This window comes from Actinomyces acetigenes (genome assembly GCF_031296635.1).
Classification (GTDB): Bacteria; Actinomycetota; Actinomycetes; order Actinomycetales; family Actinomycetaceae; genus Actinomyces; species Actinomyces acetigenes.
Window position 1 is genome coordinate 93,110 of the sequence record NZ_JASPFC010000004.1, and the last position, 20,678, is coordinate 113,787.

A 20,678-nucleotide genomic window follows, 5' to 3' on the forward strand; every position below is an offset into this window, starting at 1 on the left:
CCGCCATCAGGCCTTGAGGTCTCCCCCACGGATTTTTGCCTCGGCGAGGTAGGGGTTGCCGTGGTGCTCGTGCTCCATGGTGGTCACTGCACCGTGCCCGGGCAGCAGGATGGTAGCCGGGTCAACGGCGTTGGCCAGGAAGCGCAGGGTGGCGAGCATCTGCACCTGGTCCCCGCCGGGCAGATCGGTGCGTCCCACGGATCCCTTGAAGATGACGTCGCCGTCGAGGGCCATGAGGTAGGTGTGCTCCTCGTCGGCGGCGGAGGGGTCGTCATCGATGACCTCGGCCTCGTAGAGCAGGGCGTTGTCGGCCAGGCGGGCCTCGAAGAAGAACAGCGTGGAGCCCTCCGAGTGGCCCGGAGCGGGGACCGCGCGCAGCGCGATACCGGGGACCAGCTCGATGGCCTGGGAGAAGCCGTCTGCCGGGAAGAGACGGATATCGGCGGGCTGCTTCCACTCGCTGCCAGCCATGTCGGTGAAGCTCATGCCGTTGGCGCTGATACCGGTGGTGATGTCGGGCTCCTCGAGCCGGTAGCGGTCGCGCTCGGGGATGTAGACCGGCACGTCGACGGCGTCGTCACTGGTGAGCAGGCCCTCAGCGTGGGCGGCCTCGATGAGCGCCTGGCTGTCCCACACATGGTCGGCGTGACCGTGGGTGAGCAAGATGGCGCTCAGGGTCAGGTGGTTGGACCGCAGGAGGGCCATGGCGCCCCGCACGGAGCCGGCTCCGGGGTCGACGACGAGGGCGGGCTCGCCCGGGCCTGCGGCCAGGACATAGCAGTTGGCGGCGAACACGGGTGCGATGGTGCGCTCCAAGATCATGCCTCCAGCCTACTTGGGTCACCTGGGAGCAGTGTCAATTCGGTAAAAGCGCTGCCCAGGTCCACAGGACCCGGATGGCTCACCGAAGGTGAAGCCGCCGCCCCCACCAGTGCTCAATGAGCCAGCGGTCGTGGCTGGCGACGATGAGTGTGCCCGTCCATGTCCTCAAAGCGGCCTCGAGCATCTCGAGGGCGTCCAGGTCCAGGTAGTTCGTGGGCTCGTCGACGACAAGCACCTCAGGCCCCGCAGCAGCGGCAAGGGCCAACTGAACGCGGCGCTGGTTGCCGTCGGAGAGCTCGCTGATGGGACGGTTCCACAGGCGCGGGTGCAGGGCTCCCCGGCCGCGGTCCCCGATCCCCTCGGTCCACACGTTCTCATCCACCCCAGGGTCGCCGAGTTTCGGCAGGTGCTGGGGTATCCGGAGCACCGAACCGGATACCGTGAGGCTGCCGACGGAGTCCTCCGTGGGTGCTGACCGCCTACCCATCCAGGTCAGAAGCGTGGACTTGCCGCTGCCATTGGCGCCGGTGACCAACAGGTGCTCGCCTGCCATGACGTCGACCGTGACCGGTGCAAGGCGCCCGGGTACGGCAGCTGACCGGGCCGAGACCGCCATCCCTGTTCGCGGCGCCGGTTCAGTCAGACGCAGCTGCAGGTCGTAGGAGCGGGGCCTGCGCACCTCGGTACCGGCGAGTGCCTCCAGCCGGCGGTCGTCCTGCGTCTGGCGCCGGGTGGAGACGCGCTGGGCGCGGTCGGCGTAGAACTTCCGGGCTATGCGGGCCTCGGTCCGGGGCGCTGCCCCGCTGTGCCCAACGATCTCGGAGTCGCGACGGTGACGCGCGAGCTTACGCCGCTGCTCCTGCTGACGCTGGTGAAGACTGCGGTGGGACGACCTGGCGTGCGCCTTCTCCACGAGGTAGTCGCTGTATCGCCCCGTGCACCGGTAGGCACCCATGGGGCCGCTGTCCCCGGAGGCGGTGGCGAGTGCCTGCCACGGCGCTGCGTCGAGGTCGACGACGGCGGTGGCCGCCTCGTCAATGAAGGCACGATCGTGAGAGGAGAACAGGACCGGTCCGGGCCATGACACCATCATCTCGCTCAGGTAGCTACTGCTACCGGCATCCAGGTGGTTGGTGGGCTCGTCGAGCACCAGCGCCTGACCGGCTGAAAGAAGCAGAGCGGCGATCTCCAGCCTCCCCCGTTGGCCCGGCGACAGGGAGGAGACGAGGCGGCCTGTATCCACGCGTCCCAGTCCCAGCCCGGCGAGCGCCTCAGCCCGTCGAGCCGGCAGGTTCCAGGCGTCGAGCGACTCAAGCCGGGTCAGTAACGAGTCGTATTCCTCGGCGAGGGAGCCGGTTTCAGCTCCAGCCTGGGCAATGGCCTCACTCATGCGCTCGAAACGATCAAGCGCGTCCAGGGTCTCAGCGCAGACGGCGTCGAGGTAGCCCGCGATCGACGTTGCAGTCGACTCCTCCGAGTCGGCCGCCGGCGGGCCGTGATGCTCGGGCACGCTGACAGTCCCGTGATCAGGGGACAGCTCACCGGTGGCCAGGCGCAGGAGCGTGGACTTCCCCGATCCGTTGGGGCCGACGACGCAGACGCGTTCGTCGTCGGAGACCGTGAGGTTGATGTTCTCCAGCAAGGGGGCGGAGGTGTAGGAGAAGCTGACATGGGAGAAACTGATCGCAGGCATGACTCGTCCTTGGCATGAGGCGGTGGGGCACAGGGGCGGGGCGAGTCACGCGAGCATGGTCACATGCTAACAGCGCCAGCCGTTGACGAGGCCTGGGGAACCGACACCGGCCCGCTTGTGAGGGGCATCGGCGCTCAACGAATCAACGGAAATCAGTGGAGCGAAGGATGGTGAATGGAGCCGGCGGGAACGTAGACTTTCGGCACTGCCGTCCTCCGACGGCACCTCACCACCACCCGGCTTGACAGCCGGGCGCGAACGGAACGGAGCGGGCATGCCGCTCCCTCCCCGTCAACCCATGAAGGAGCATCCCGTGACTGAGCGGATCCAGCCCGACAACCGGTCTGACAACCAGCCTGAGGCTGAGCAGACCATCCAGCCGACCGGTCTTGACCAGTCGGCAGCGCCCGCCCCCACGGAGCCGGCGCCCGACACCGACTCCTCCCCCGTCGCCGACGTAGCGGCCGACACCACGGCCGACGTCGCCGCCCCGAAGGAGTCCGAGCTCAGCAAGCCTTCGGACCTGCCCACCGAGGAGCCTACGCAGGCCGCCTCTGACGAGTCGGTCTCTTCGGCTTCTGAGGATCCCGCGCCGACCGAGCAACCTGCCAAGGACGCTCAACAGCCCGAGGCCGCTGAGGCCACCCAGGAGGACGCCACACCGACTCCCGCCGAGGTTCCCGCCCCGGCTGCGGCTCCCACGGTGCCTGCAGAGCCGGCCGTCGACCCGCAGGAGGCCATGGACGCAGCCAAGTGGGGGCGCGTGGACGGTGAGGGTCGGGTCTATGTTCAGGATGGTGGCGCCGAGCGCGAGGTCGGCCAGTTCCCCGATGCTCCGATCGCCGAGGCGATGGCCTTCTATGTGCGCCGATACCTGGATCTCAAGGCGACCATCGACCTGTTCGCCACCCGTCTGCCCCAGCTCAGCGTCCGCGAGATCGACTCGACCCTGTCCTCGATCTCCGAGTCCCTCACCGAGCCGGCCGCCGTCGGTGACCTGGAGGGGCTGCGGGCCCGTTTCGCCGCCCTGAAGACTGTGGCCGCCGAGCGACGCGAGGCTGTCTCCGCCGAGCGCCAGGCCGCCAAGGAGCAGGCCCTCAAGGAGCGTACGGCGATCGTCGAACGCGCTGAGGCCATCGCCGAGCAGGACCCGGCTCGCACGCAGTGGAAGAACTCCGGCGCCGAGCTGCGTGAGCTGCTCGAGTCCTGGAAGGCCGCGCAGCGGCGCGGGCCGCGCCTGGACCGTCCCACCGAGGACGGGCTGTGGAAGCGCTTCTCCCACGCGCGCACCACCTTCGACCGTCACCGCCGCCAGTTCTTCAGCGAGCTGGACGCCAAGCAGGCGCAGGTACGGGCCGCCAAGGAAGCGCTCATCAAGCGCGCCGAGGAGATGCAGACCTCCACCGACTGGGCCGGCACCTCCGCGAAGTACCGTGACCTGCTGGCCGAGTGGAAGAAGGCCGGACGCGCCTCCCGTAAGGAGGATGACGCCCTGTGGGCCCGCTTCCGGGCCGCCCAGCAGGTCTTCTACGATGCCCGCCGCGCCAAGGACGAGGCCGTCGACGCCGAGTTCGCCGAGAACCTCAAAGTCAAGGAGGCCCTCGTGGCCAAGGCCGAGGCGCTTCTGCCCATCAAGGACATCAAGGCCGCCAAGAAGGCCCTGCGCCCCATTCAGGACGCCTGGGAGGAGGCCGGGCGGGTCCCCCGCGGCGCCGTGCGTCGTATCGAGGGCCGCATGCGCGCCGTCGAAGACGCGATCCGTGAGGCCGAGAACGCCGAGTGGCGCCGCACCGACCCCGAGACCAAGGCCCGCGCCGAAGGCCTGGCCGGTCAGCTCCAGGACGCGATCGCCGGTCTGGAGAAGGACCTGGCTGCCGCCCAGGCCGCCGGTGACGCCAAGAAGATCGCCGAGACCGAGGCCGCGCTGACGGCTCGCCGGGCCTGGCTCGAGCAGGTGCTGCGCTCGGCCAAGGCCTGACCCGAGCACCTTCCGCTCAGCTCTGAGACTGAAGGAGCACCTGAGGCGGGGTCGACACCACCCACCGGTGTCGACCCCGCCTCACGTCTCGTCCTGGCACCCCTAGTTGTTGTGAGTCATGAGGTTGTAGTCGTGGGTGAGGGCAGCGGGACTTTGCTGTCAGGATGTGCTGTCAGGATGAGTGGCGCTGAATCATCGTTCTGACAGTAGAAATCCCCGCTGCCATGACCCACCGTAACGCTGTGTTGACGCCTCGGAGCCGCTACCGGCTCGTGATGCGTGTCCAGGCCGGTCGCCCCATCACCCATGTAGCCGCCGAGGGCCGAGTCTCCGTCGAGGGCATCCCTGATGAGCCTCGTCGGGATCTTGACGTCGATCACTAATATGTGCATAGTCATGTTCATGCCAACACGAAACGTCTATGTTTCAGAGGATGATGTGAGCCTTTTCGCTGAGGCGGGGGAGATCGCCGGCAGTCTCTCGTCTGCCATCGTTGAGGCCCTCCGTGACTATGTCAAGAAGCGTGGCCACTCGGCCGAGGGCTATCAGGAGATCGAACTGAAGCTGTCTACGGGCGACGTGGATCGTCGGGTCACGTTCGTCGGTCGACGCCTGGTGCGCCTGACGAGACCGGATCCTGAGGGGACCCGCATCGACACGGTCTACCTCACAGCCAAGGGCCAGCTGGCTGTAGCGACAAAGGTTCAGAGGAGGCTGCCGGACTGGACTGCTGGCCAGGATGACCTTTGGTCCAACCCGGAAACATGGAGTCGGAACTTCTGGATCGCCGGGGACAGAACTCTGAGTGTCTTCCCAGACATTGATCACCTTCAAAAGGAGGATCCGGTTATGGCAGAGCAAGCCCGGGCGGCGCTGGCCACTCCGGCTCTCGAGGTCTTGGACATCTGACATGCAACCTTCAACCCCAAAACAGTACGTCCAGACTCCTACTTTATCTGTCCTGGATGTTGCCAAAATATAAAATCGGAAGTTGCTACGAGGTGCCAGCGCTTAATGGAGTATTCTGGCTCTTCAGTACCCAATGGAGTGGGTAACACAACTCTCGTCAGAATCGAGATTCATCCCTCTCCCTGGCCTCATCGACCGATGTGGCGACGAGTCATTTCTCCCCCATCCCATGGGAGGTCACCCCTCCACTAGCAGCATCGAGGCTGCCAACTACCAGCTACGTAAGGATCATCGACGAACCGGGGACACTTCTCCTCTGATAAGCCGGAGGACAAACCGCTGAAGACTGGTGATCTGCGACACCTGTGGGCAAAAGAGTCCGAGAACGCGACAAGGAGAAAAGGCTACCCCGTCCAAGCGCAAGGCCAAGAGCAAACTCGTCGACGGACAGGTCACCACCGACTGGAACAAGACCCTGACCCAGTTCACCGCCGCCGACCTCAACCGAATCAGTCTAAACCTTACACAAAACACTGGACAGGCTCGTGAGGGACTCACCGACTACCTCGTCGATATTATTTCAAACCTTGAGACGGTGGACTGGGAGATACCGGACTCATTGCCCAACGTCTGCATGAGGTCACCAGACCTTACGGCTGGAAATCCCTCGATTCAGGCTTGGCAGATCATGGCGGTGGTGCCAGCGTCGCTCAGGTCCTGCAGACCGACCTGAAGCAGACAGTGGATGCGTCATCATAGCCAGGTCCGGATCAGTCAGGACTTCCTGGGTCAGCGTGGACACAGCAGACTGGTGAGGGGGCATCATAGGAGTACCTCCTGGTGAATCTTGATCGAGAAGCCGGGTCATACGATGCCTCCCTGACTCTCTTTTCAGCCAGGAACCTCGCAGGAACTACTACCACCACACTCCGCGTCTCGTCCTGGTGTCGCTGGTCGAGCGATCTGCTACTCCCAAGTGGCGGTCGCCGGGTCCACTCCCTCGGACCTGGCGCAGACGTCGATGACGTCCTTGAGCCAGGCCGCCAGGCCCGGTGCACGCTTGTCGTAGTAGCGGGCATAACTTTCGTCCGCCACATAGCTGCGGGCGATGATGACCTGCTTGGAGGTGGAGACCTCGAACCACCGGTTGAGATCCTTGCGGTGCCACCGCGCCAGGGCATTGGCCTCGGGGCTGCCCGGTTCGACGCCGCTGCGCATCGCCTCGGCCAGCGCGGTCTCCAGAGTGACAGTCTCCTCGTGCGCCTGCTCCCAGTCGGCGCGAGACATCCGGGCCTTGCGCCGGTAGGACTCGGCCCACTCCGGTGTATCACCCCACTGGGCGCGGACCTCCTCGACATAGACGGGGTCCCAGTCGGTCCCCCAGATCTCCGCCATCTCAGCCACGGAGATCCTCGCACCCAACCGATGTATGTCGATCACCATGTCGATGGAGCTGAGCTTGTGCTGAAGGTGGGAGATCTGTCCTTGCAGCAGCTCGCGCTGACGGTGCAGGTGCGTGAGCACGTCAGCACCTGCCTCATCGAGGACCGTCTTGATGTCAGCCAGGCTCATGCCGGTCTGCCGGTAGACGAGGACCTGCTGGATGCGCATGATGTCCGCCTCGCTGTAGAGCCGGTAGCCGGCGGCACTGCGCTGGGAGGGATGCACCAGGCCGGACTCGTCCCAGTGATGCAGCGCCCTGACGCTGACGCCCAGGAGCGTTGAGACCTCACCGACCGTCATGGCGATGTCAGCATCGTCCGACACGGCATCGGACACGGCATCGACCGTGGTCTCGGTTGCCGTGCCACGCCTCCCGGCTCCGGCATGACGCCGTTGAGAATCCTTCACCCCGTATGTCCTTCCTCAGTACTCGCTCCGGCTGGCAGGGGTCCTCGCGCGTACCGTCCACCGTGATGCCTCCCGCTGCGTGAGGGTCAACTCCTCACGGTCACCACGAGGTTATCCACAGGCGGCCGATTCACTGTGGCGCCGACGGCCGGTTGACGTCCACGATGGCGTATGGCTCGTTTCGTCCCGGTTCCCGGTCACGCCGCCGTGGCCCACCTGTCCGCCCGCCCATTCTCCCCCGTTCTAGGCACGCTTCCACCCCAGGATATGCAGGTACTCAGGTGCGCCGGGCTCGACCCCCGGCTGCTGGTCAACATCCTGGGCAACCTGCAACCGGCCGACACTCTGCGCTCGGCCGAGGGACGTATGCAGGCCATTGCCGCTGCGCTGCCCTGCCGGGGTGTGCTTCTGGCGAGCACCGCCCTGTGGGTGCACGTCGGCGGGCCAGCTCCCGACGCCCTGGAGGTGAGCCTGCCCGGAGGCCGTCGAAGTCGACTACCCTACCTGGTGACCAGACGAGGCCGACTGCCCCACTGCGACACGACCGTGATCAGTGGTATCACCTGCGCCACGATCGCCCGAGCCGCCGTCGACATCGCCCGCCTGGGGCCGCCGGTGCAGGCAGTGCAAGCCATTATGGCGGCCCGCGACCATGGAGTGAGCCGAGTCCGTCTCCTGCTCACGCTCAACCACTGCCGTGGGGCTGCCAGCAGAGGCTGCCCGCGGGCGCAGCACATCATCGAGGAGATCATGGCCGGCGCGTCATAGCCGGCGCCCAGGATCTGCTCAGCTGGAGCGGCGCGCGGCGGACAGGCTTCTGCGCGCCTCGAAGACGCCGTCGATGCGCCGCAGGGCCGCCAGCGTGTGGTCCAGGTGCCCGGCCTCAGCCAGCTCGACGACGAACCGCCCGGTGACAACCCGGTCCCGGCTCGTGCCGATGCTGGCACTGACAAGGTTGACGTGGCTGTCTGCCAGTGCCCGGGTGATGTCGGCGAGAAGGCCCCCACGGTCCAGGGCCTCAACCTCCACCTGGACCAGGTAGGCCGACTGGGCGTGATCCGCCCAGGAGACGGTGATGAGGCGCTCGGGCTCGCGCTGGAGCTGGTCGACATTCTGACAGTCGGCCCGGTGTACTGAAACACCCGAGCCCCTGGTGATGAAGCCGACGATGGGGTCACCCGGCATGGGGGTGCAGCAGCGCGCCAGCTTGACGTAGACGTCGCCCTCATCCATACCTGCGACGACGACTCCGGCATCGGCCGTTCGTGGACGCCGGTGCGCCGTGGCCCGAGTGGGCAGGACTCCCTCCGCGAGAGTCTCCTCGGCGCCGTCCTCCCCGCCCATGGTGGCCACCAGGGTGTCGACGACGTGCTGGGCCGACACGTGCCCCTCACCCACCGCGGCGTACAGACCGTCAATGTCGACCTTGTCGAGGGTCTTGGCCACGTTCATGAGGGTCTCGTGGCTCATGAGGCGCTGAAGAGGCAGGTTCTGCTTACGCAGGGTGCGGGCAATGGCGCCCTTGCCCTCCTCAATGGCCTCCTCACGGCGCTCCTTGGAGAACCACGAACGGATCTTGTTACGCGCACGGGTGGAGGCGACGAAGGAGAGCCAGTCGCGCGAGGGACCGGCGTTAATGGCCTTGGAGGTGAAGACCTCCACCGTGTCGCCGTTCTCCAGGCGCGTGTCCAGGGGCACCAGTCGGCTGTTGACGCGCGCCCCCACGGTACGGTGTCCGACCTCGGTGTGGACGGCGTAGGCGAAGTCCACCGGGGTGGCTCCCGCAGGCAGGGCCAGGACATCACCCCGGGGGGTGAAGACGTAGACCTGGTCCCCGGCCATCTCGTAGCGCAGGGCGTCGAGGAACTCGGTGGGGTCCTGGGTCTCCTTCTGCCAGTCCACGAGCTGACGCAGCCAGCCCATGTCGCCCTGGTCGGAGTCTCCGGGTCTGCCTCCCAGGGCGCTGGGGCCCGAGGCGTTGGGGTCCTCCTTGTAGCGCCAGTGCGCCGCCACGCCGTACTCGGCCATGCGGTGCATCTCGTGGGTGCGGATCTGGATCTCCACCGGCTTGCCACCCGGCCCCACGACAGTGGTGTGCAGCGACTGGTAGAGGTTGAACTTGGGGACGGCGATGTAGTCCTTGAAGCGCCCGCTCATGGGGGTCCAGCGCGAGTGCAGGGAACCGAGCACCGCGTAGCAGTCCTGGACGGTGTCGACGATGACCCGCACCGCCACCAGGTCGTAGATGTCGTCGAACTCCTTCCCCCGCACGATCATCTTCTGGTAGATCGAGTAGTAGTGCTTGGGCCGCCCGGTCACGGCGCCCTTGATCTTGTTGACCCTCAGGTCCTCCTCGATCTGGAGGCGAACCTGGCGCAGGTACTCCTCGCGAGCCGGGGCCCGCTCAGCCACCATGTGCTCGATCTCCTCGTACACGCCCGGGTAGAGGGCCTTGAAGGACCGATCCTCCAGCTCCCACTTGATCGTGTTCATCCCCAGGCGGTGGGCCAGGGGCGCATAGATCTCCAGGGTCTCCTTGGCCTTGCGGGCGGCGTTCTCCGCAGAGACGTACTTCCAGGTGCGGGCGTTGTGAAGCCGGTCGCCGAGCTTGATGACCAGGACCCGGATGTCCTTGGACATCGCGATGATCATCTTGCGCACCGTCTCAGCCTGGGCGGCCTCCCCGTACTGGAGCTTGTCGAGCTTGGTGACGCCGTCGACGAGCAGGCTGATCTCGTCACCGAAGTCGGCGCGCAGGCGCTCGAGGGTGTAGTCGGTGTCCTCCACGGTATCGTGCAGGACGGCTGCCGCCAGGGTCTGGGCCGTCATCCCCAGCTCGGCCAGGATGGTCGCCACTGCCACCGGGTGGGTGATGTAGGGCTCCCCGGACTTGCGTCGCTGGCCGGAGTGAGCCTTCTCCGCCACCTCGTAGGCGCGCACGATGAGGCTCGTGTCGGCCTTGGGATGGTTGGCGCGCACCGCGCGCAGCAGCGGCTCGATGGCCGCTGGCGTGGAGTGCCCCCGGGAACCGAACCACGCCAGACGGCTGCGCACGCGCGAGCCGGGGACAACACTGTCACCTGACGTGTCCGGGGTGTTCTTCGTCTCCGTCATTGACGCATCATATAGCGGCCGGCACACCGAGGCGTGCCGGCGCTGCCGATGGCCGTGCGGTGTCGCGTCCTTCAGGGTCACGACACCACACCGGAATCAGCAGTGGCAGAGGACAGGGCGAAGCGAAGGCGCTGCCCGATCCTCGTCTCAGAAGATGACGATCGAGTCGACTTCACGCCCCTGGAGCCGGCCGCGACCGCCGAGGTCCGACAGCTCCAGAAGCATGCAGATGGCCTCCACCGAGGCACCGGCCTGCTCAATGAGGGAGGTGGAGGCGGCGGCCGTCCCACCTGTGGCCAGAACGTCGTCGATGACCAGGACGCGCGCGCCCTTGGTGACGGTCTCGGGCCTCAGCTCCATCCTGGCCGTGCCGTACTCGAGTGCGTAGTCCACACCAATGACCGGGCCGGGCAGCTTGCCGCCCTTGCGCACCGTGATCATGCCGACCCCGAGCCGAACCGCCAAGGGCGCCGCCAGGATGAAACCGCGCGACTCAAGCCCCGCGATCGCATCGATCCGCCCCCGATAGTGATCGGCCAGCCCCTCGACGAGACCGGCGAAAGCCTGTCCATCGGCCAGGAGCGGAGTGATGTCCCGGAAGAGGACCCCCGGCTCGGGGAAGTCGGGAATCTCGCGCAAGTGGCTCAAGACCAGCCTGGTCAGAGACTCGGGCACCGAATCGGAATGGGCCACGGGAGCGGTCATCTGCGCTTCTTCTTCCTTTTTGGCTGAGCCGCCACGCCGAGGTGGTGGCCAGGAGTGACTGGTGAGGCGGCCGGAACCGCGTCAATCTTAGCCAGTTCCTCGACGTCGTCACCGGCCTCCTCCCGACGGTGCTGGCGCGCTGCGGCAACCTTGGCGGCCTGCTCCTTGACGCGCTTCTCACGTGAGCGCAGGTCCACCAGGAGCGGGGTGGCCAGGAAGATCGAGGACAGGGTCCCGGCGATCATGCCGATGAACAGTGTCAGGGCGATGTCACGCAGCGTTCCCGCACCCAGGATGAAAGCGCCGACGAACAGCAGCGAGGCCACCGGGAGTACACCGACCACGGAGGTGTTGATCGAGCGGATGAAGGTCTGGTTGACCGCCAGGTTGGCGAGCTCGGCGTAGGTGGAACGGCTCTGGGACTCAAAGCCCTCGGTGTTCTCCCGAATCTTGTCGAAGACCACCACCGTGTCGTAGAGGGAGTACCCCAGGATCGTCAGTACACCGATGATCGTGGCCGGGGTGACCTCGAATCCGGACAGGGCGTAGATGCCCACGGTGACGATGATGTCGTGGCACAGGGCGAGCAGGGCTGCAGCCGCCATCTTCCAGGTGCGGAAGTATGCCCAGATGAGCAGCCCAACGAAGATGAAGAACAGGACCAGCCCTCGAACCGCCTTCTTCGTGACGTCGGAGGACCAGGTCGGTCCCACGGTCGTCGCTGAGACGTTGGAGGCGTCGGTCTTGTAGGCGGTGGCAATCTGACCGGCCAACGAGTCGAGGCGCTGCTTGCTCAGCTGAGTGGTCTGCACCCTGACCGACGACGACCCCATGGTGGTCACCGAGGAGCCGGCCGCCAGGTCGCTCTTGGAGAGGACCTCGTTGGCGGGACGCTCTGAGGGGGAGGACAGCCCGGTGACCGTGATCTCCGAACCGCCCTTGAAGTCGATGCCCGGAGTGAGTCCCACGGTGCTCAGGAGCGTGGCCGAGCCCAGGATGATGACGACGGCGATGAGGTACCAGACTTTCCGTTTGCCGACGAAGGCGATGGATGTCTTAGCCGAGTAGAGCTCGTTACCGAGCGTGGCGAGAGACTTCACTTCGTCTCACCGTCCTTTCCCTTGTCGGCCGCGACATCGACCGCGTCGCCCTCCTGCTGCTCAGCCTCATCGTCGGCGGCCTCACCGTCGGACTCTTCAGCTGCGCGCTGCGGGCTCTCGGCGTTCCTGCGGGCCTCGGCCTTTCGGCGCGCCAGCGACCCGGCCACGCGGTCGGCGACGGCCTCGCGCCCCCTGCCGTAGGTCGAGGACGTCGCCCCGAGGTGCTCGGGGTCAAGGCCGGAGAGGCGGTGCCCCTCACCGAAGAAACGGAATCGGACGATCCACTCCATCATCGGGTGAGTGAAGAAGATGATGATGGCCAGGTCCACGCACGTGGTCACCCCCAGGGTGAAGGCAAATCCCTGGACCCCGCCGACGGCCAGGAAGTACAGGACGATCGCGGCCACGAGGTTGACGGCGTCGGACACGAGGATCGTGCGCCTGGCGTGCTTCCATCCCTCATCGATCGCAGTCCTCAGGGTCCGTCCCTGACGCACCTCGTCACGGATGCGTTCGAAGTAGATGATGAAGGAGTCGACTGTGATGCCGATGGAGATGATGAGTCCGGCGACCCCCGCCAGGGACAGGCGGTAGCCCATGGTCGCGCTCAGGGTCGCGATGACCAGGTAGGTGCCGGCTGCTGCCACCACCAGGGAGGCCACGGCCACCACCGCCAGGCCACGGTACTGCCAGGCCAGGTAGAGGATGATGAGAGCGAAGCCGATGAGCCCGGCGATCAGGCCGTTGCGCAGCTGCTCGGTTCCCAAGGTGGCGGAAATCTGCTGCTCGGACTGCACCGTGAAGCTCAGCGGCAGCGAGCCGAAGGAGAGCTGGTTGGCCAGCGTGTTGGCCTGGTTCTGGGTGAAGCCACCGGTGATCTGGACCCGCCCGTCGGTGATGGGCGAGTGGACGGTGTCGTTGAAGCCGGAGGCCATGATGGTCAGGCCGTCCAGGACGATGGCGAACTGGGCCTTGTCACCGCTGCTCTGAGCCTGCTGGTTCTGAGCGCCCTGCGCGCCGGCTGCGCTCGCCTGGTCGCGGTAGGCCAGCAGCCGCTTGGACAGCTCGGCAAACTTCTTGGTGCCGTCAGCGTTGAAGGCCAGCGAGACGACCCACTGGTTGGTGGCCTGCCCTCGGGAGTCGGTTTCCAGGCCCGAGTTGGCGCTCTTGAGCTCGGTCCCGGTGATCTCGGCCGGGCCGAGGATGTAGGCGCCGTGTTGCCGGGAGCCGGCCTCCTTGGAGCAGGAGATGACGGCGACCTTGGGGTCCTGCGTCTGCCCCGTGAGGTTCTTCGGGTCGGAGCAGTCGGTCATGTAGCCGTCGTAGAGGAGCTTCTCGGTGATCCAGGAGTCCGACGAGTTCGTCTTGTCCTGAGCGGGAAGCGGGTCGGAGGAGATGACGCCGTCCTGGTTGACATCCGCCAGCTGCTTGGCGATCTCCTCGGGAGTCCTGGGCTGTGCCGTCGACTGAGCCGTGGGCTGTGCGGTGGGGGCCGGGGTTGCGGCCGGCTGCTCGCCCTCGCCTGCGCCCTCCTCCTCGGCGCCCTCCGAGTCCGCTGCCGGCTGAGTAGCCTCGCTGCTGGCGCTCGGGCTGGGCTGAGCCGTCGGCGCCGGGGTCGCCGCACCGGAGGGGTTCTGGCTGGCGATGTTCTTGGCGGCCTGCTGGGCGCTGCCCGGCAGGATGCGAAGGACCGGTCGGAAGTACATGACGGCGGAGGTCCGCACCAGCTCCAGGGTGGCCTGGCTGGGCTTGCCGGGCAGCGAGACCACGATGTTCTGTCCGCCCTGGCGGGAGATCTGCGCCTCGGAGACGCCGGAGGCGTCCACGCGCTGGCGGATGACCTCGATGGCCTGCTCGACGTCCTCGTCGCTGATGGCCGAGCCGTCGGAGGTGGTGGGCGTCAGGATGAGCTGGGTACCACCCTCGAGATCGAGGGCGAGTCCGGGGGCGAGCGAGGCCTTGTGCCTCATGCTTCCCGCCACGAGCGCACCGAAACCGATGACGAGGACGAGGATGAACATCAGGAGGCGGCGCCCTGGGCGCTTTCGCTGCTTACTGGACACGTGGTCCCTTCCTGGGGTGGAGTGTGCTCGAGCGCATGGCCCGAAGGCTGAGGTGAGTGTGGGGGTTGGGATGCTAGGCGGGCACCACCATGAGACGCACCGTTTCCGGTGGACTCGGCGAGTCGGGTCGCCAAGCGCGAGTGGGGTCTGCGGGGCTCCGCTGGGAGCCGCCGCGCTCACATCGTGGGAGAACGGTCGTTTCGCGATATCAGGACTGCGGCTCGGCCGCGTCCTGCTCGGGCTCACGGCTGTCGTCGTCAGCCTGCTCGACGTCTGAACCGGCCTCCTCGTGGGCGGAGGCGGAACCGAAGGGCGGCTCCTCGATAGCAGCGATCGCCCGTTTGCTCCACAGGGTCTCGTCGCCCAGCGGTGTGGCCAGGGTGACCACATCGCCGTCGACCTCAACGACCGTGCCGTAGAAGCCTCCGATGGTGCGAACCCAGTTGCCGGGCACCAGGCCCTTCTCAGTACGGCGCTTCTGCTCCTCCTGCATCGCGCGCTGCCTGCGGCTGACGAACCACATCATCAGGAGCATCCCGATGAGCATGATCCAGAGGAAATACGACGACATGAAGGCCTCTTCCGTTTCGACTAGGCAGTCTCGGCTGATGCAGACCTACGACTGTCACAGGCCGGCAGTGGCGAGTCTATGGCACGTGGGCCAGAGCTTTACCTACCGTTGGCGAGTGGTCGGGCACAACTGGGTACCAGCCGGTTACAAAGTGATCACATTACCCGGTTGTCGCTCAGGAGAACAATGATCCCTCGGCAGGGGGCTCAAGTCCCAGGTGACTGTAGGCCGCCGGCGTGGCCGCCCGCCCCCGCGGGGTGCGCACCACCAGCCCCTCGCGCACCAGGTAGGGCTCGGCCACGGTCTCCACCGTCTCGGGCTCCTCCCCCACGCTGACCGCCAGCGTCGTCAGCCCCACCGGGCCACCGCCGAACCGCGTGCACAGGGCCTCGAGCACCTGGCGGTCCAGACGATCCAGACCCAGGGCGTCGACCTCGAAGATGTCCAGGGCGCCGCGGGCCGCCGCCAGGTCGAGCCGGCCAGGCTGACCGTGCACCTCCGCCCAGTCCTGGACGCGGCGCAGCAGCCGGTTGGCGATACGAGGTGTGCCGCGGGAGCGTGAGGCCAGCTCCTTGGCGGCGTCAGCCTCCAGGCTCACGCCCAGCAGACCTGCACTGCGCGTGAGGATTCGGGTGAGCTCGCCCGGCCCGTAGTAGTCGAGGTGCCCGGTGAAACCGAAGCGGTCACGCAGCGGCGCGGGCAGCAGACCCGCCCTTGTGGTGGCTCCGACGACGGTGAAGGGAGGCAGGGACAGGGGGATGGAGGTCGCCCCGGGACCCTTTCCCACGACGATGTCGACGCGGAAGTCTTCCATCGCCAGGTAGAGCATCTCCTCGGCGGTCCGTGCCAGGCGGTGGATCTCATCGATGAACAGCACGTCGCCCTCCTCCAGGGAGGACAGGATGGCCGCGAGGTCTCCGGCGTGCTGGATGGCCGGTCCCGAGGTCAGACGCAGGGAGCCGTCCACCTCTGCGGCGATGATCATGGCCAGGGTGGTCTTGCCCAGCCCGGGCGGCCCCGAGAGCAGGACGTGGTCAGCCGTCACCCCGCGGGCCAGAGCCGAGCGCAGCACCACCGAGAGCTGGCCTCGCACCACCTCCTGCCCGGTGAAGTCCTCCAAGCGCTTGGGCCGCAGGGCCGCCTCGGCGGCGCGCTCGGTGGCATCGGCGCCGCCACCGACCAGGCGCTGCCGGTCGAGCTCATCGGACTCAGCCACGGTGCCCACCCCCCAACCATCTCAGGGAGGCCCGCAGCAGTGCCGCCATGTCCGGTTCCTGGTCGGCCTGGACGGTATCAGCCGTCACGGAGGTGACGGCCTGGCGCGCACTGGCCTCGTTCCAGCCGAGCTGCACCAGGGCGGCGACGACGTCGGCGTGGGGCTCGGGACCGCCTGCGGTCATCGTCTCCGTCCCCCCGGCTATCTGCGCAGCGGTCCGCGTGGTCCCGAGATCATCCCCGGTGACAGGGCCCAGCTTGTCGGCCACGTCCAGGATGACGCGCTGAGCACCCTTGGGGCCGAGGCCTGGCACCCGCGTCAGGGCGGCGACGTCCTGCGAGGCGATGGCCCGCCTGAGCGCGTTAGGTGTGTGGACGGCCAGCATCGCCAGCGCCAGCTTGGCCCCGACCCCTTTGGCGCTCATCAGGGTGCGGAAGCTGTCCCTCTCATCGGTGTCGGCGAAGCCGAACAGCGTCAGCGAGTCCTCACGGACCACCATCTCGGTGTGGACGAGGGTCTCCTCACCGACCTTGAGGCCGGACAGCGTGGTGGGCGTGGCCTGGATACTCATGCCGACGCCGCCGGCCTCAATGACGGCACTGGTGAGGCCGACACTGAGGACAGTGCCGCGCAGGGAGGCGATCATGGGCGACTTCTCCTGGGGTTCTCAGCGGGTTGAGCGCCCTCAGGCCGACTTGACGGACGCCGACGGGGCTCGAACAGACGTTCGGATCCTAGCAGCCTGAGTTCGGCGGTGCCTTCAGCGCCGCCCCCGTCGCGGGTCAACGGCACCGGTGCGCCGGGCCGCGGCCTGGGCGGCGGCCCACTGGCGCTGTGCCGGCGTGCGGGCTGAGACACGCACCGCTCCCCCGGCGGAGACCATCTCGGTGGCATCGTCCGTCCCCGTTCCGCCCCCGCGCCAGCCGTGGCAGATCGCCTGGGCCAGGGCGTCGGCGGCGTCGGCCGGCCGGGGCGGGGTGTCGAGGCCGAGGATGCGGGTGACCATGGCCTGGACCTGGGTCTTGTCAGCCGTACCCGAGCCGGTGACGGCGGCCTTGGCCTCGCTGGGCGTGTGCTGAGCGACCTCCAGGCCTGCGCGCGCCGCCGTGGCCATCGCCGTGCCCATGACCTGGGCGACCCCGATGACGGAGCGCAGGTTGTCCTGCGCGAAGACCCGCTCGATGGACACCACGGAGGGGCCCAGGCGGGCGATCCAGTCCTCAATGGCCTCCGTGATGGTCAGCAGCCTCAGCTCGGGGCTCTGGGAAGGCGGCGTGCGAACCACGCCAACCTCCACCAGGCGGACCTGACGGCGAGGGTCGACGTCCACGCATCCCAGACCGCAGCGGGTCAGTCCGGGATCGATTCCCAGGACCCGCTGCTGGGCGACGACGGCGCGAGCCGAGCGCGGCCGGGAGTCGGCGAGGTCCAGGGGGCTCAGTCCTCGTCGCCTGCGAACTCGGCGGCCACCTCCGGGCTGAGGTCCACCGAGGTGTAGACGTTCTGGACGTCGTCGGAGTCCTCCAGGGCGTCGATGAGGCGGAAGACCTTCCGGGCTCCTTCGATGTCGACCTCCACCTTGGTGCCGGCGACGAACTGGACCTCGGCGGAGTCGTAGTCCATCCCCGCCTCCGTCAGGGCGGTACGCACAGCGACGATGTCACCGGGCTCGGAGTAGATCTCGAAGGACTCGCCCATGTCCTCGACCTCCTCGGCGCCGGCTTCCAGGACGGCCATGAGGATGGAGTCCTCGTCCACGCCGTCGGCCTTGGCAACCTCGACGACGCCCTTGCGGGTGAAGTTGTAGGCCACCGAGCCCGGGTCGGCCAGGTTCCCGCCGTTGCGGGAGAAGGCCACGCGCACGTCGGAGGCGGCCCGGTTGCGGTTGTCGGTGAGGCACTCGACGAGGAAGGCGACCCCTCCGGGGCCGTAGCCCTCGTACATGATGGTCTGCCAGTCGGCGCCACCGGCCTCCTCGCCACTGCCGCGCTTGACGGCGCGGGTGATGTTGTCTGCCGGCACGGAGTTCTTCTTGGCCTTCTGGATGGCGTCGAACAGAGTGGGGTTACCGGTGGGGTCACCGCCGCCGGTGCGGGCGGCGACCTCGATGTTCTTGATGAGGCGCGCGAAGAGCTTGCCGCGCTTGGCGTCAATGGCGGCCTTCTTGTGCTTGGTGGTGGCCCACTTGGAGTGACCCGACATTAATGCTCCTTGGGAGTCGATGCTGAGGGCGCGGCCGAACGTACTCAGGCCCGGCGCGTCACCATGGAGACGAAGACGTCGTGGACCCGGTGGTCGCTTCCGACCTCCGGGTGGAAGGACGTGGCGAGCAGGGCCCCTTGACGAACCGCGACGATCCTACCGCCGTCGGCCCCACCGACCCCAGCCGCACGTCCAGCGTGGGTCGTGGCGAGGATCTCGACGCCCGGGCCCACCTCCTCCACCCAGGGCGCCCGGATGAAGACGGCGCGCAGCGGTCGGTCCCGCCCCGCACCGAGTACCGGGGCGATGAGGTCCTCCTCGTAGGAGTCCACCTGACGGCCGAAGGCGTTGCGGCGCACCGTCATGTCGATGCCCCCCAGGAAGGCCTGGCCCTCCTGCGCCCCCTCGACGCGGTCGGCCAGCATGATCATCCCGGCGCAGGACCCGTAGGCGGGCAGGCCCGCACCGATGAGCTCACGTAGGGGCGCGAGCATGTCGAAGGCGACCAGCAGCGTGCTCATGGTGGTCGACTCCCCACCGGGGATCACCAGGCCGTCAAGCCGGTCGCCGGGGGCGTCACCCAGATCGGCGGCGCTGCGTACGACGACGGGTCGCGCTCCGGCCGCCTCGAGGGCCAAGGAGTGCTCACGCACGTCGCCCTGAAGGGCCAGGATCCCGATCGTGGGTCGGGAGTCGGGTGCTGCGAGCGCGGGGAACAGCGCCCGGGGGTGGCGGGCGTCCATCGTCTGGACCGGGCGGTGGTGGTGGCTCGGGTCGGTCATCGGGCTCCTTCAAGTGCTGGGGTCGAAGTGAGGGGCCGGGTTCATCGCGAGCTCGGCCAGGACTTTGCAGTCCACCGGATCGGTCAGGTCGAGGTGCCTGCCGTTCCAGCCCGAGGCGAGCTCCCCCACGATCTCGGGCAGGCGCACCGGGTAGATCTCCTGCCCCCGCTGCTGGGCGGCCCGCAGCTGCTCGACGTTCCACCAGGAGATGGAGTCGACGACGTCGCGCTCCAGGCACGTCCAACCGTCCTTCCTGATCGGGCGCCGGGTCGGCAGGTGCAGGAGGAAGAAGATCTCGTCCTGGCGGCACGTGACCGAGGCGAAACGGAAGATCGCCTCCCGGTGGGCGACGGGCCCCTCCAGGTCCGCGGGGGCGACCTCGATCCCGGATTCCTCAACCAGCTCACGCACGGCCCCGGCACGGGGGTCCTCACCACTGTGGATTCCTCCTCCCGGGGTGAAGATCCAGCTGTGAGCCGGGTCCGCGGCGTCGTGCCCCACCAGCAGCAGCACCTCGCCGTCCTGGGTCACGGTCAGGACCCGGGCAGCTGTCCTGAAGGGCAGACCGTCCTCCCCCAGGCTCCACTCGGTGGCGTCGAGGTGCTGGTCCCAGTCCTCGGGGACCAGCACCGGGTGGCGTCCACCGACCAGGCGGCCGGTGGAACCGTTATCCGTGCCGACGACGAGGTGACCGGCGTCCTGCGAGGAGCCGGTCACCAGCCGCGTTCCGCCAGGCGGTGGGGCTCGGGGATCTCGTCGACGTTGATCCCCACCATCGCCTCGCCCAGTCCGCGCGAGACCTCGGCGATGACGTCGGGGTCGTCGAACTGAGCGGTGGCGCGCACGATGGCGGCGGCCCGCTTGGCGGGGTCACCGGACTTGAAGATGCCCGAGCCCACGAAGACGCCCTCGGCCCCCATCTGCATCATCATGGCGGCGTCGGCCGGGGTGGCGATGCCACCGGCGGTGAACAGCACGACCGGCAGGTGGCCGGTGCGGGCAACCTCGGCGACGAGCTCGTAGGGGGCGGAGAGCTCCTTGGCGGCCACATAGAGCTCGTCCTCAGGCAGCGAGGTCAGGCGACGGATCTCATCGCGGATCGTGCGCATGTGGGTCACTGCGTTGGAGACGTCCCCGGTTCCGGCCTCCCCCTTGGAGCGGATCATGGCCGCGCCCTCGGTGATGCGGCGCAGCGCCTCACCCAGGTTGGTGGCTCCGCACACGAAAGGAACGGTGAAGGGCAGCTTGTCGATGTGGTGGGTGTAGTCGGCCGGGGTGAGGACCTCGGACTCATCGATGTAGTCCACGCCGAGGCTCTGGAGGACCTGGGCCTCCACGAAGTGGCCGATACGGGCCTTGGCCATCACCGGGATGGAGACCGCCTCGATGATGCCGGTGATGAGGTCGGGGTCGCTCATGCGGGCAACGCCGCCCTGGGCTCGGATGTCGGCGGGGACGCGCTCGAGCGCCATGACGGCGACGGCTCCCGCGTCCTGAGCGATACGGGCCTGCTCGGGCGTGACGACGTCCATGATGACTCCACCCTTGAGCATGTCCGCCATGCCGCGTTTGACGGTGAGGGTGCCGGTGCTGGGTGTGATCTGCTCTGTGCTCAATCGTGGTCCTCTGGCCGTGAGCCGTGGCTGCCGCTCGGGGGCGACAGCAACGTCTC

The 20,678-nt window shown here is 67.6% G+C and carries 18 protein-coding genes and 1 pseudogene; 4 read left to right on the forward strand and 15 right to left on the reverse strand.

The features are described from left to right. Positions 1 to 6 precede the first annotated feature (6 nt). Together RIV14_RS02630 and RIV14_RS02635 are read right to left on the reverse strand one after the other, a co-directional pair. Positions 7 to 822 (reverse strand): MBL fold metallo-hydrolase, encoded by an 816-nt coding sequence (locus tag RIV14_RS02630; RefSeq protein WP_075372293.1) that lies wholly within the window; start codon positions 820 to 822, stop codon positions 7 to 9. A gap of 79 nt (positions 823 to 901) precedes the next feature. Further along, positions 902 to 2,515 (reverse strand): ABC-F family ATP-binding cassette domain-containing protein, encoded by a 1,614-nt coding sequence (locus RIV14_RS02635; RefSeq protein WP_075372292.1) that lies wholly within the window; start codon positions 2,513 to 2,515, stop codon positions 902 to 904. A 298-nt stretch (positions 2,516 to 2,813) separates the two neighbouring features. Here RIV14_RS02635 and RIV14_RS02640 point away from each other — a divergent pair, with 298 nt between their 5' ends. From RIV14_RS02640 to RIV14_RS02650, 3 genes and pseudogenes are all read left to right on the forward strand, one after another. Beyond that, a complete protein-coding gene (locus RIV14_RS02640; protein ID WP_081381825.1) occupies positions 2,814 to 4,493 on the forward strand; it encodes a DUF349 domain-containing protein in 1,680 nt (559 codons plus the stop codon). 224 nt (positions 4,494 to 4,717) lie between these two features. Continuing rightward, a pseudogene (locus RIV14_RS02645) lies at positions 4,718 to 4,825 on the forward strand (IS481 family transposase); the annotation flags it as partial. Positions 4,826 to 4,841: 16 nt separating this feature from the next. Continuing rightward, complete coding sequence (locus RIV14_RS02650) at positions 4,842 to 5,402, forward strand: EXLDI protein (protein ID WP_218638087.1); 561 nt, start codon at positions 4,842 to 4,844, stop codon at positions 5,400 to 5,402. 966 nt (positions 5,403 to 6,368) lie between these two features. On the opposite strand, the gene RIV14_RS02655 is transcribed toward RIV14_RS02650, so the two are convergent. After that, positions 6,369 to 7,253, reverse strand: coding sequence for a MerR family transcriptional regulator (locus tag RIV14_RS02655; RefSeq protein WP_081381824.1), 885 nt, complete (start codon positions 7,251 to 7,253; stop codon positions 6,369 to 6,371). Between the two features lie 171 nt (positions 7,254 to 7,424). Between RIV14_RS02655 and RIV14_RS02660 the strand changes: the two genes are divergently transcribed. Beyond that, the gene (locus tag RIV14_RS02660; protein WP_075372289.1) at positions 7,425 to 8,021 is read left to right on the forward strand and encodes a hypothetical protein; all 597 of its coding nucleotides are present in this window, start codon (positions 7,425 to 7,427) and stop codon (positions 8,019 to 8,021) included. 18 nt (positions 8,022 to 8,039) lie between these two features. Here the strand turns inward: RIV14_RS02660 and RIV14_RS02665 are convergent, their stop codons facing one another. The 12 genes from RIV14_RS02665 to pdxS form a co-directional block, all read right to left on the reverse strand. Beyond that, positions 8,040 to 10,367 (reverse strand): RelA/SpoT family protein, encoded by a 2,328-nt coding sequence (locus RIV14_RS02665; RefSeq protein ID WP_075372288.1) that lies wholly within the window; start codon positions 10,365 to 10,367, stop codon positions 8,040 to 8,042. Positions 10,368 to 10,514: 147 nt separating this feature from the next. After that, complete coding sequence (locus RIV14_RS02670; protein WP_081381823.1) at positions 10,515 to 11,072, reverse strand: adenine phosphoribosyltransferase; 558 nt, start codon at positions 11,070 to 11,072, stop codon at positions 10,515 to 10,517. Continuing rightward, positions 11,069 to 12,172: a protein translocase subunit SecF gene (gene secF / locus RIV14_RS02675; RefSeq protein WP_070663048.1), complete on the reverse strand. Its 1,104-nt coding sequence runs from the start codon at positions 12,170 to 12,172 to the stop codon at positions 11,069 to 11,071. Before secF ends, RIV14_RS02670 begins: the two co-directional genes overlap by 4 nt. Continuing rightward, positions 12,169 to 14,235, reverse strand: a complete 2,067-nt coding sequence (gene secD / locus RIV14_RS02680; RefSeq protein WP_075372287.1) for a protein translocase subunit SecD — start codon at positions 14,233 to 14,235, stop codon at positions 12,169 to 12,171. Before secD ends, secF begins: the two co-directional genes overlap by 4 nt. 208 nt (positions 14,236 to 14,443) lie before the next feature. Next, the gene (yajC, locus tag RIV14_RS02685) at positions 14,444 to 14,806 is read right to left on the reverse strand and encodes a preprotein translocase subunit YajC (RefSeq protein WP_075372286.1); all 363 of its coding nucleotides are present in this window, start codon (positions 14,804 to 14,806) and stop codon (positions 14,444 to 14,446) included. Between the two features lie 175 nt (positions 14,807 to 14,981). After that, complete coding sequence (ruvB, locus tag RIV14_RS02690; protein ID WP_070663110.1) at positions 14,982 to 16,022, reverse strand: Holliday junction branch migration DNA helicase RuvB; 1,041 nt, start codon at positions 16,020 to 16,022, stop codon at positions 14,982 to 14,984. Further along, positions 16,015 to 16,668 (reverse strand): Holliday junction branch migration protein RuvA, encoded by a 654-nt coding sequence (ruvA, locus tag RIV14_RS02695; protein WP_075372285.1) that lies wholly within the window; start codon positions 16,666 to 16,668, stop codon positions 16,015 to 16,017. The genes ruvB and ruvA overlap by 8 nt, the downstream gene beginning before the upstream one ends. Positions 16,669 to 16,782: 114 nt before the next feature. Then, the gene (locus RIV14_RS02700; RefSeq protein ID WP_256699271.1) at positions 16,783 to 17,388 is read right to left on the reverse strand and encodes a crossover junction endodeoxyribonuclease RuvC; all 606 of its coding nucleotides are present in this window, start codon (positions 17,386 to 17,388) and stop codon (positions 16,783 to 16,785) included. A 71-nt stretch (positions 17,389 to 17,459) separates the two neighbouring features. After that, the gene (locus RIV14_RS02705; protein ID WP_070663053.1) at positions 17,460 to 18,224 is read right to left on the reverse strand and encodes a YebC/PmpR family DNA-binding transcriptional regulator; all 765 of its coding nucleotides are present in this window, start codon (positions 18,222 to 18,224) and stop codon (positions 17,460 to 17,462) included. A gap of 44 nt (positions 18,225 to 18,268) precedes the next feature. Further along, on the reverse strand, positions 18,269 to 18,967 hold the full coding sequence (pdxT, locus tag RIV14_RS02710) for a pyridoxal 5'-phosphate synthase glutaminase subunit PdxT (RefSeq protein ID WP_218638387.1): 699 nt from the start codon (positions 18,965 to 18,967) through the stop codon (positions 18,269 to 18,271). 48 nt (positions 18,968 to 19,015) lie between these two features. Further along, positions 19,016 to 19,723 (reverse strand): NUDIX hydrolase, encoded by a 708-nt coding sequence (locus tag RIV14_RS02715; RefSeq protein WP_428978857.1) that lies wholly within the window; start codon positions 19,721 to 19,723, stop codon positions 19,016 to 19,018. Beyond that, positions 19,720 to 20,622 carry a pyridoxal 5'-phosphate synthase lyase subunit PdxS gene (pdxS, locus tag RIV14_RS02720; RefSeq protein WP_075372282.1) on the reverse strand — a complete coding sequence of 301 codons (903 nt, stop codon included), beginning with the start codon at positions 20,620 to 20,622 and terminating at the stop codon, positions 19,720 to 19,722. Before pdxS ends, RIV14_RS02715 begins: the two co-directional genes overlap by 4 nt. Between the last annotated feature and the right edge of the window lie 56 nt (positions 20,623 to 20,678).

What these genes read in the sequence shown, in the direction of transcription:
- RIV14_RS02630 (WP_075372293.1), bottom strand. Translation starts at nt 822, where the DNA reads ATGATCTTGGAGCGCACCATCGCACCCGTGTTCGCCGCCAACTGCTAT.
- RIV14_RS02635 (WP_075372292.1), bottom strand. Translation starts at nt 2,515, where the DNA reads ATGCCTGCGATCAGTTTCTCCCATGTCAGCTTCTCCTACACCTCCGCC.
- RIV14_RS02640 (WP_081381825.1), top strand. Translation starts at nt 2,814, where the DNA reads ATGAAGGAGCATCCCGTGACTGAGCGGATCCAGCCCGACAACCGGTCT.
- RIV14_RS02650 (WP_218638087.1), top strand. Translation starts at nt 4,842, where the DNA reads ATGAGCCTCGTCGGGATCTTGACGTCGATCACTAATATGTGCATAGTC.
- RIV14_RS02660 (WP_075372289.1), top strand. Translation starts at nt 7,425, where the DNA reads ATGGCTCGTTTCGTCCCGGTTCCCGGTCACGCCGCCGTGGCCCACCTG.
- RIV14_RS02665 (WP_075372288.1), bottom strand. Translation starts at nt 10,367, where the DNA reads ATGACGGAGACGAAGAACACCCCGGACACGTCAGGTGACAGTGTTGTC.
- RIV14_RS02670 (WP_081381823.1), bottom strand. Translation starts at nt 11,072, where the DNA reads ATGACCGCTCCCGTGGCCCATTCCGATTCGGTGCCCGAGTCTCTGACC.
- yajC (WP_075372286.1), bottom strand. Translation starts at nt 14,806, where the DNA reads ATGTCGTCGTATTTCCTCTGGATCATGCTCATCGGGATGCTCCTGATG.
- ruvA (WP_075372285.1), bottom strand. Translation starts at nt 16,668, where the DNA reads ATGATCGCCTCCCTGCGCGGCACTGTCCTCAGTGTCGGCCTCACCAGT.
- RIV14_RS02705 (WP_070663053.1), bottom strand. Translation starts at nt 18,224, where the DNA reads ATGTCGGGTCACTCCAAGTGGGCCACCACCAAGCACAAGAAGGCCGCC.
- pdxT (WP_218638387.1), bottom strand. Translation starts at nt 18,967, where the DNA reads ATGGACGCCCGCCACCCCCGGGCGCTGTTCCCCGCGCTCGCAGCACCC.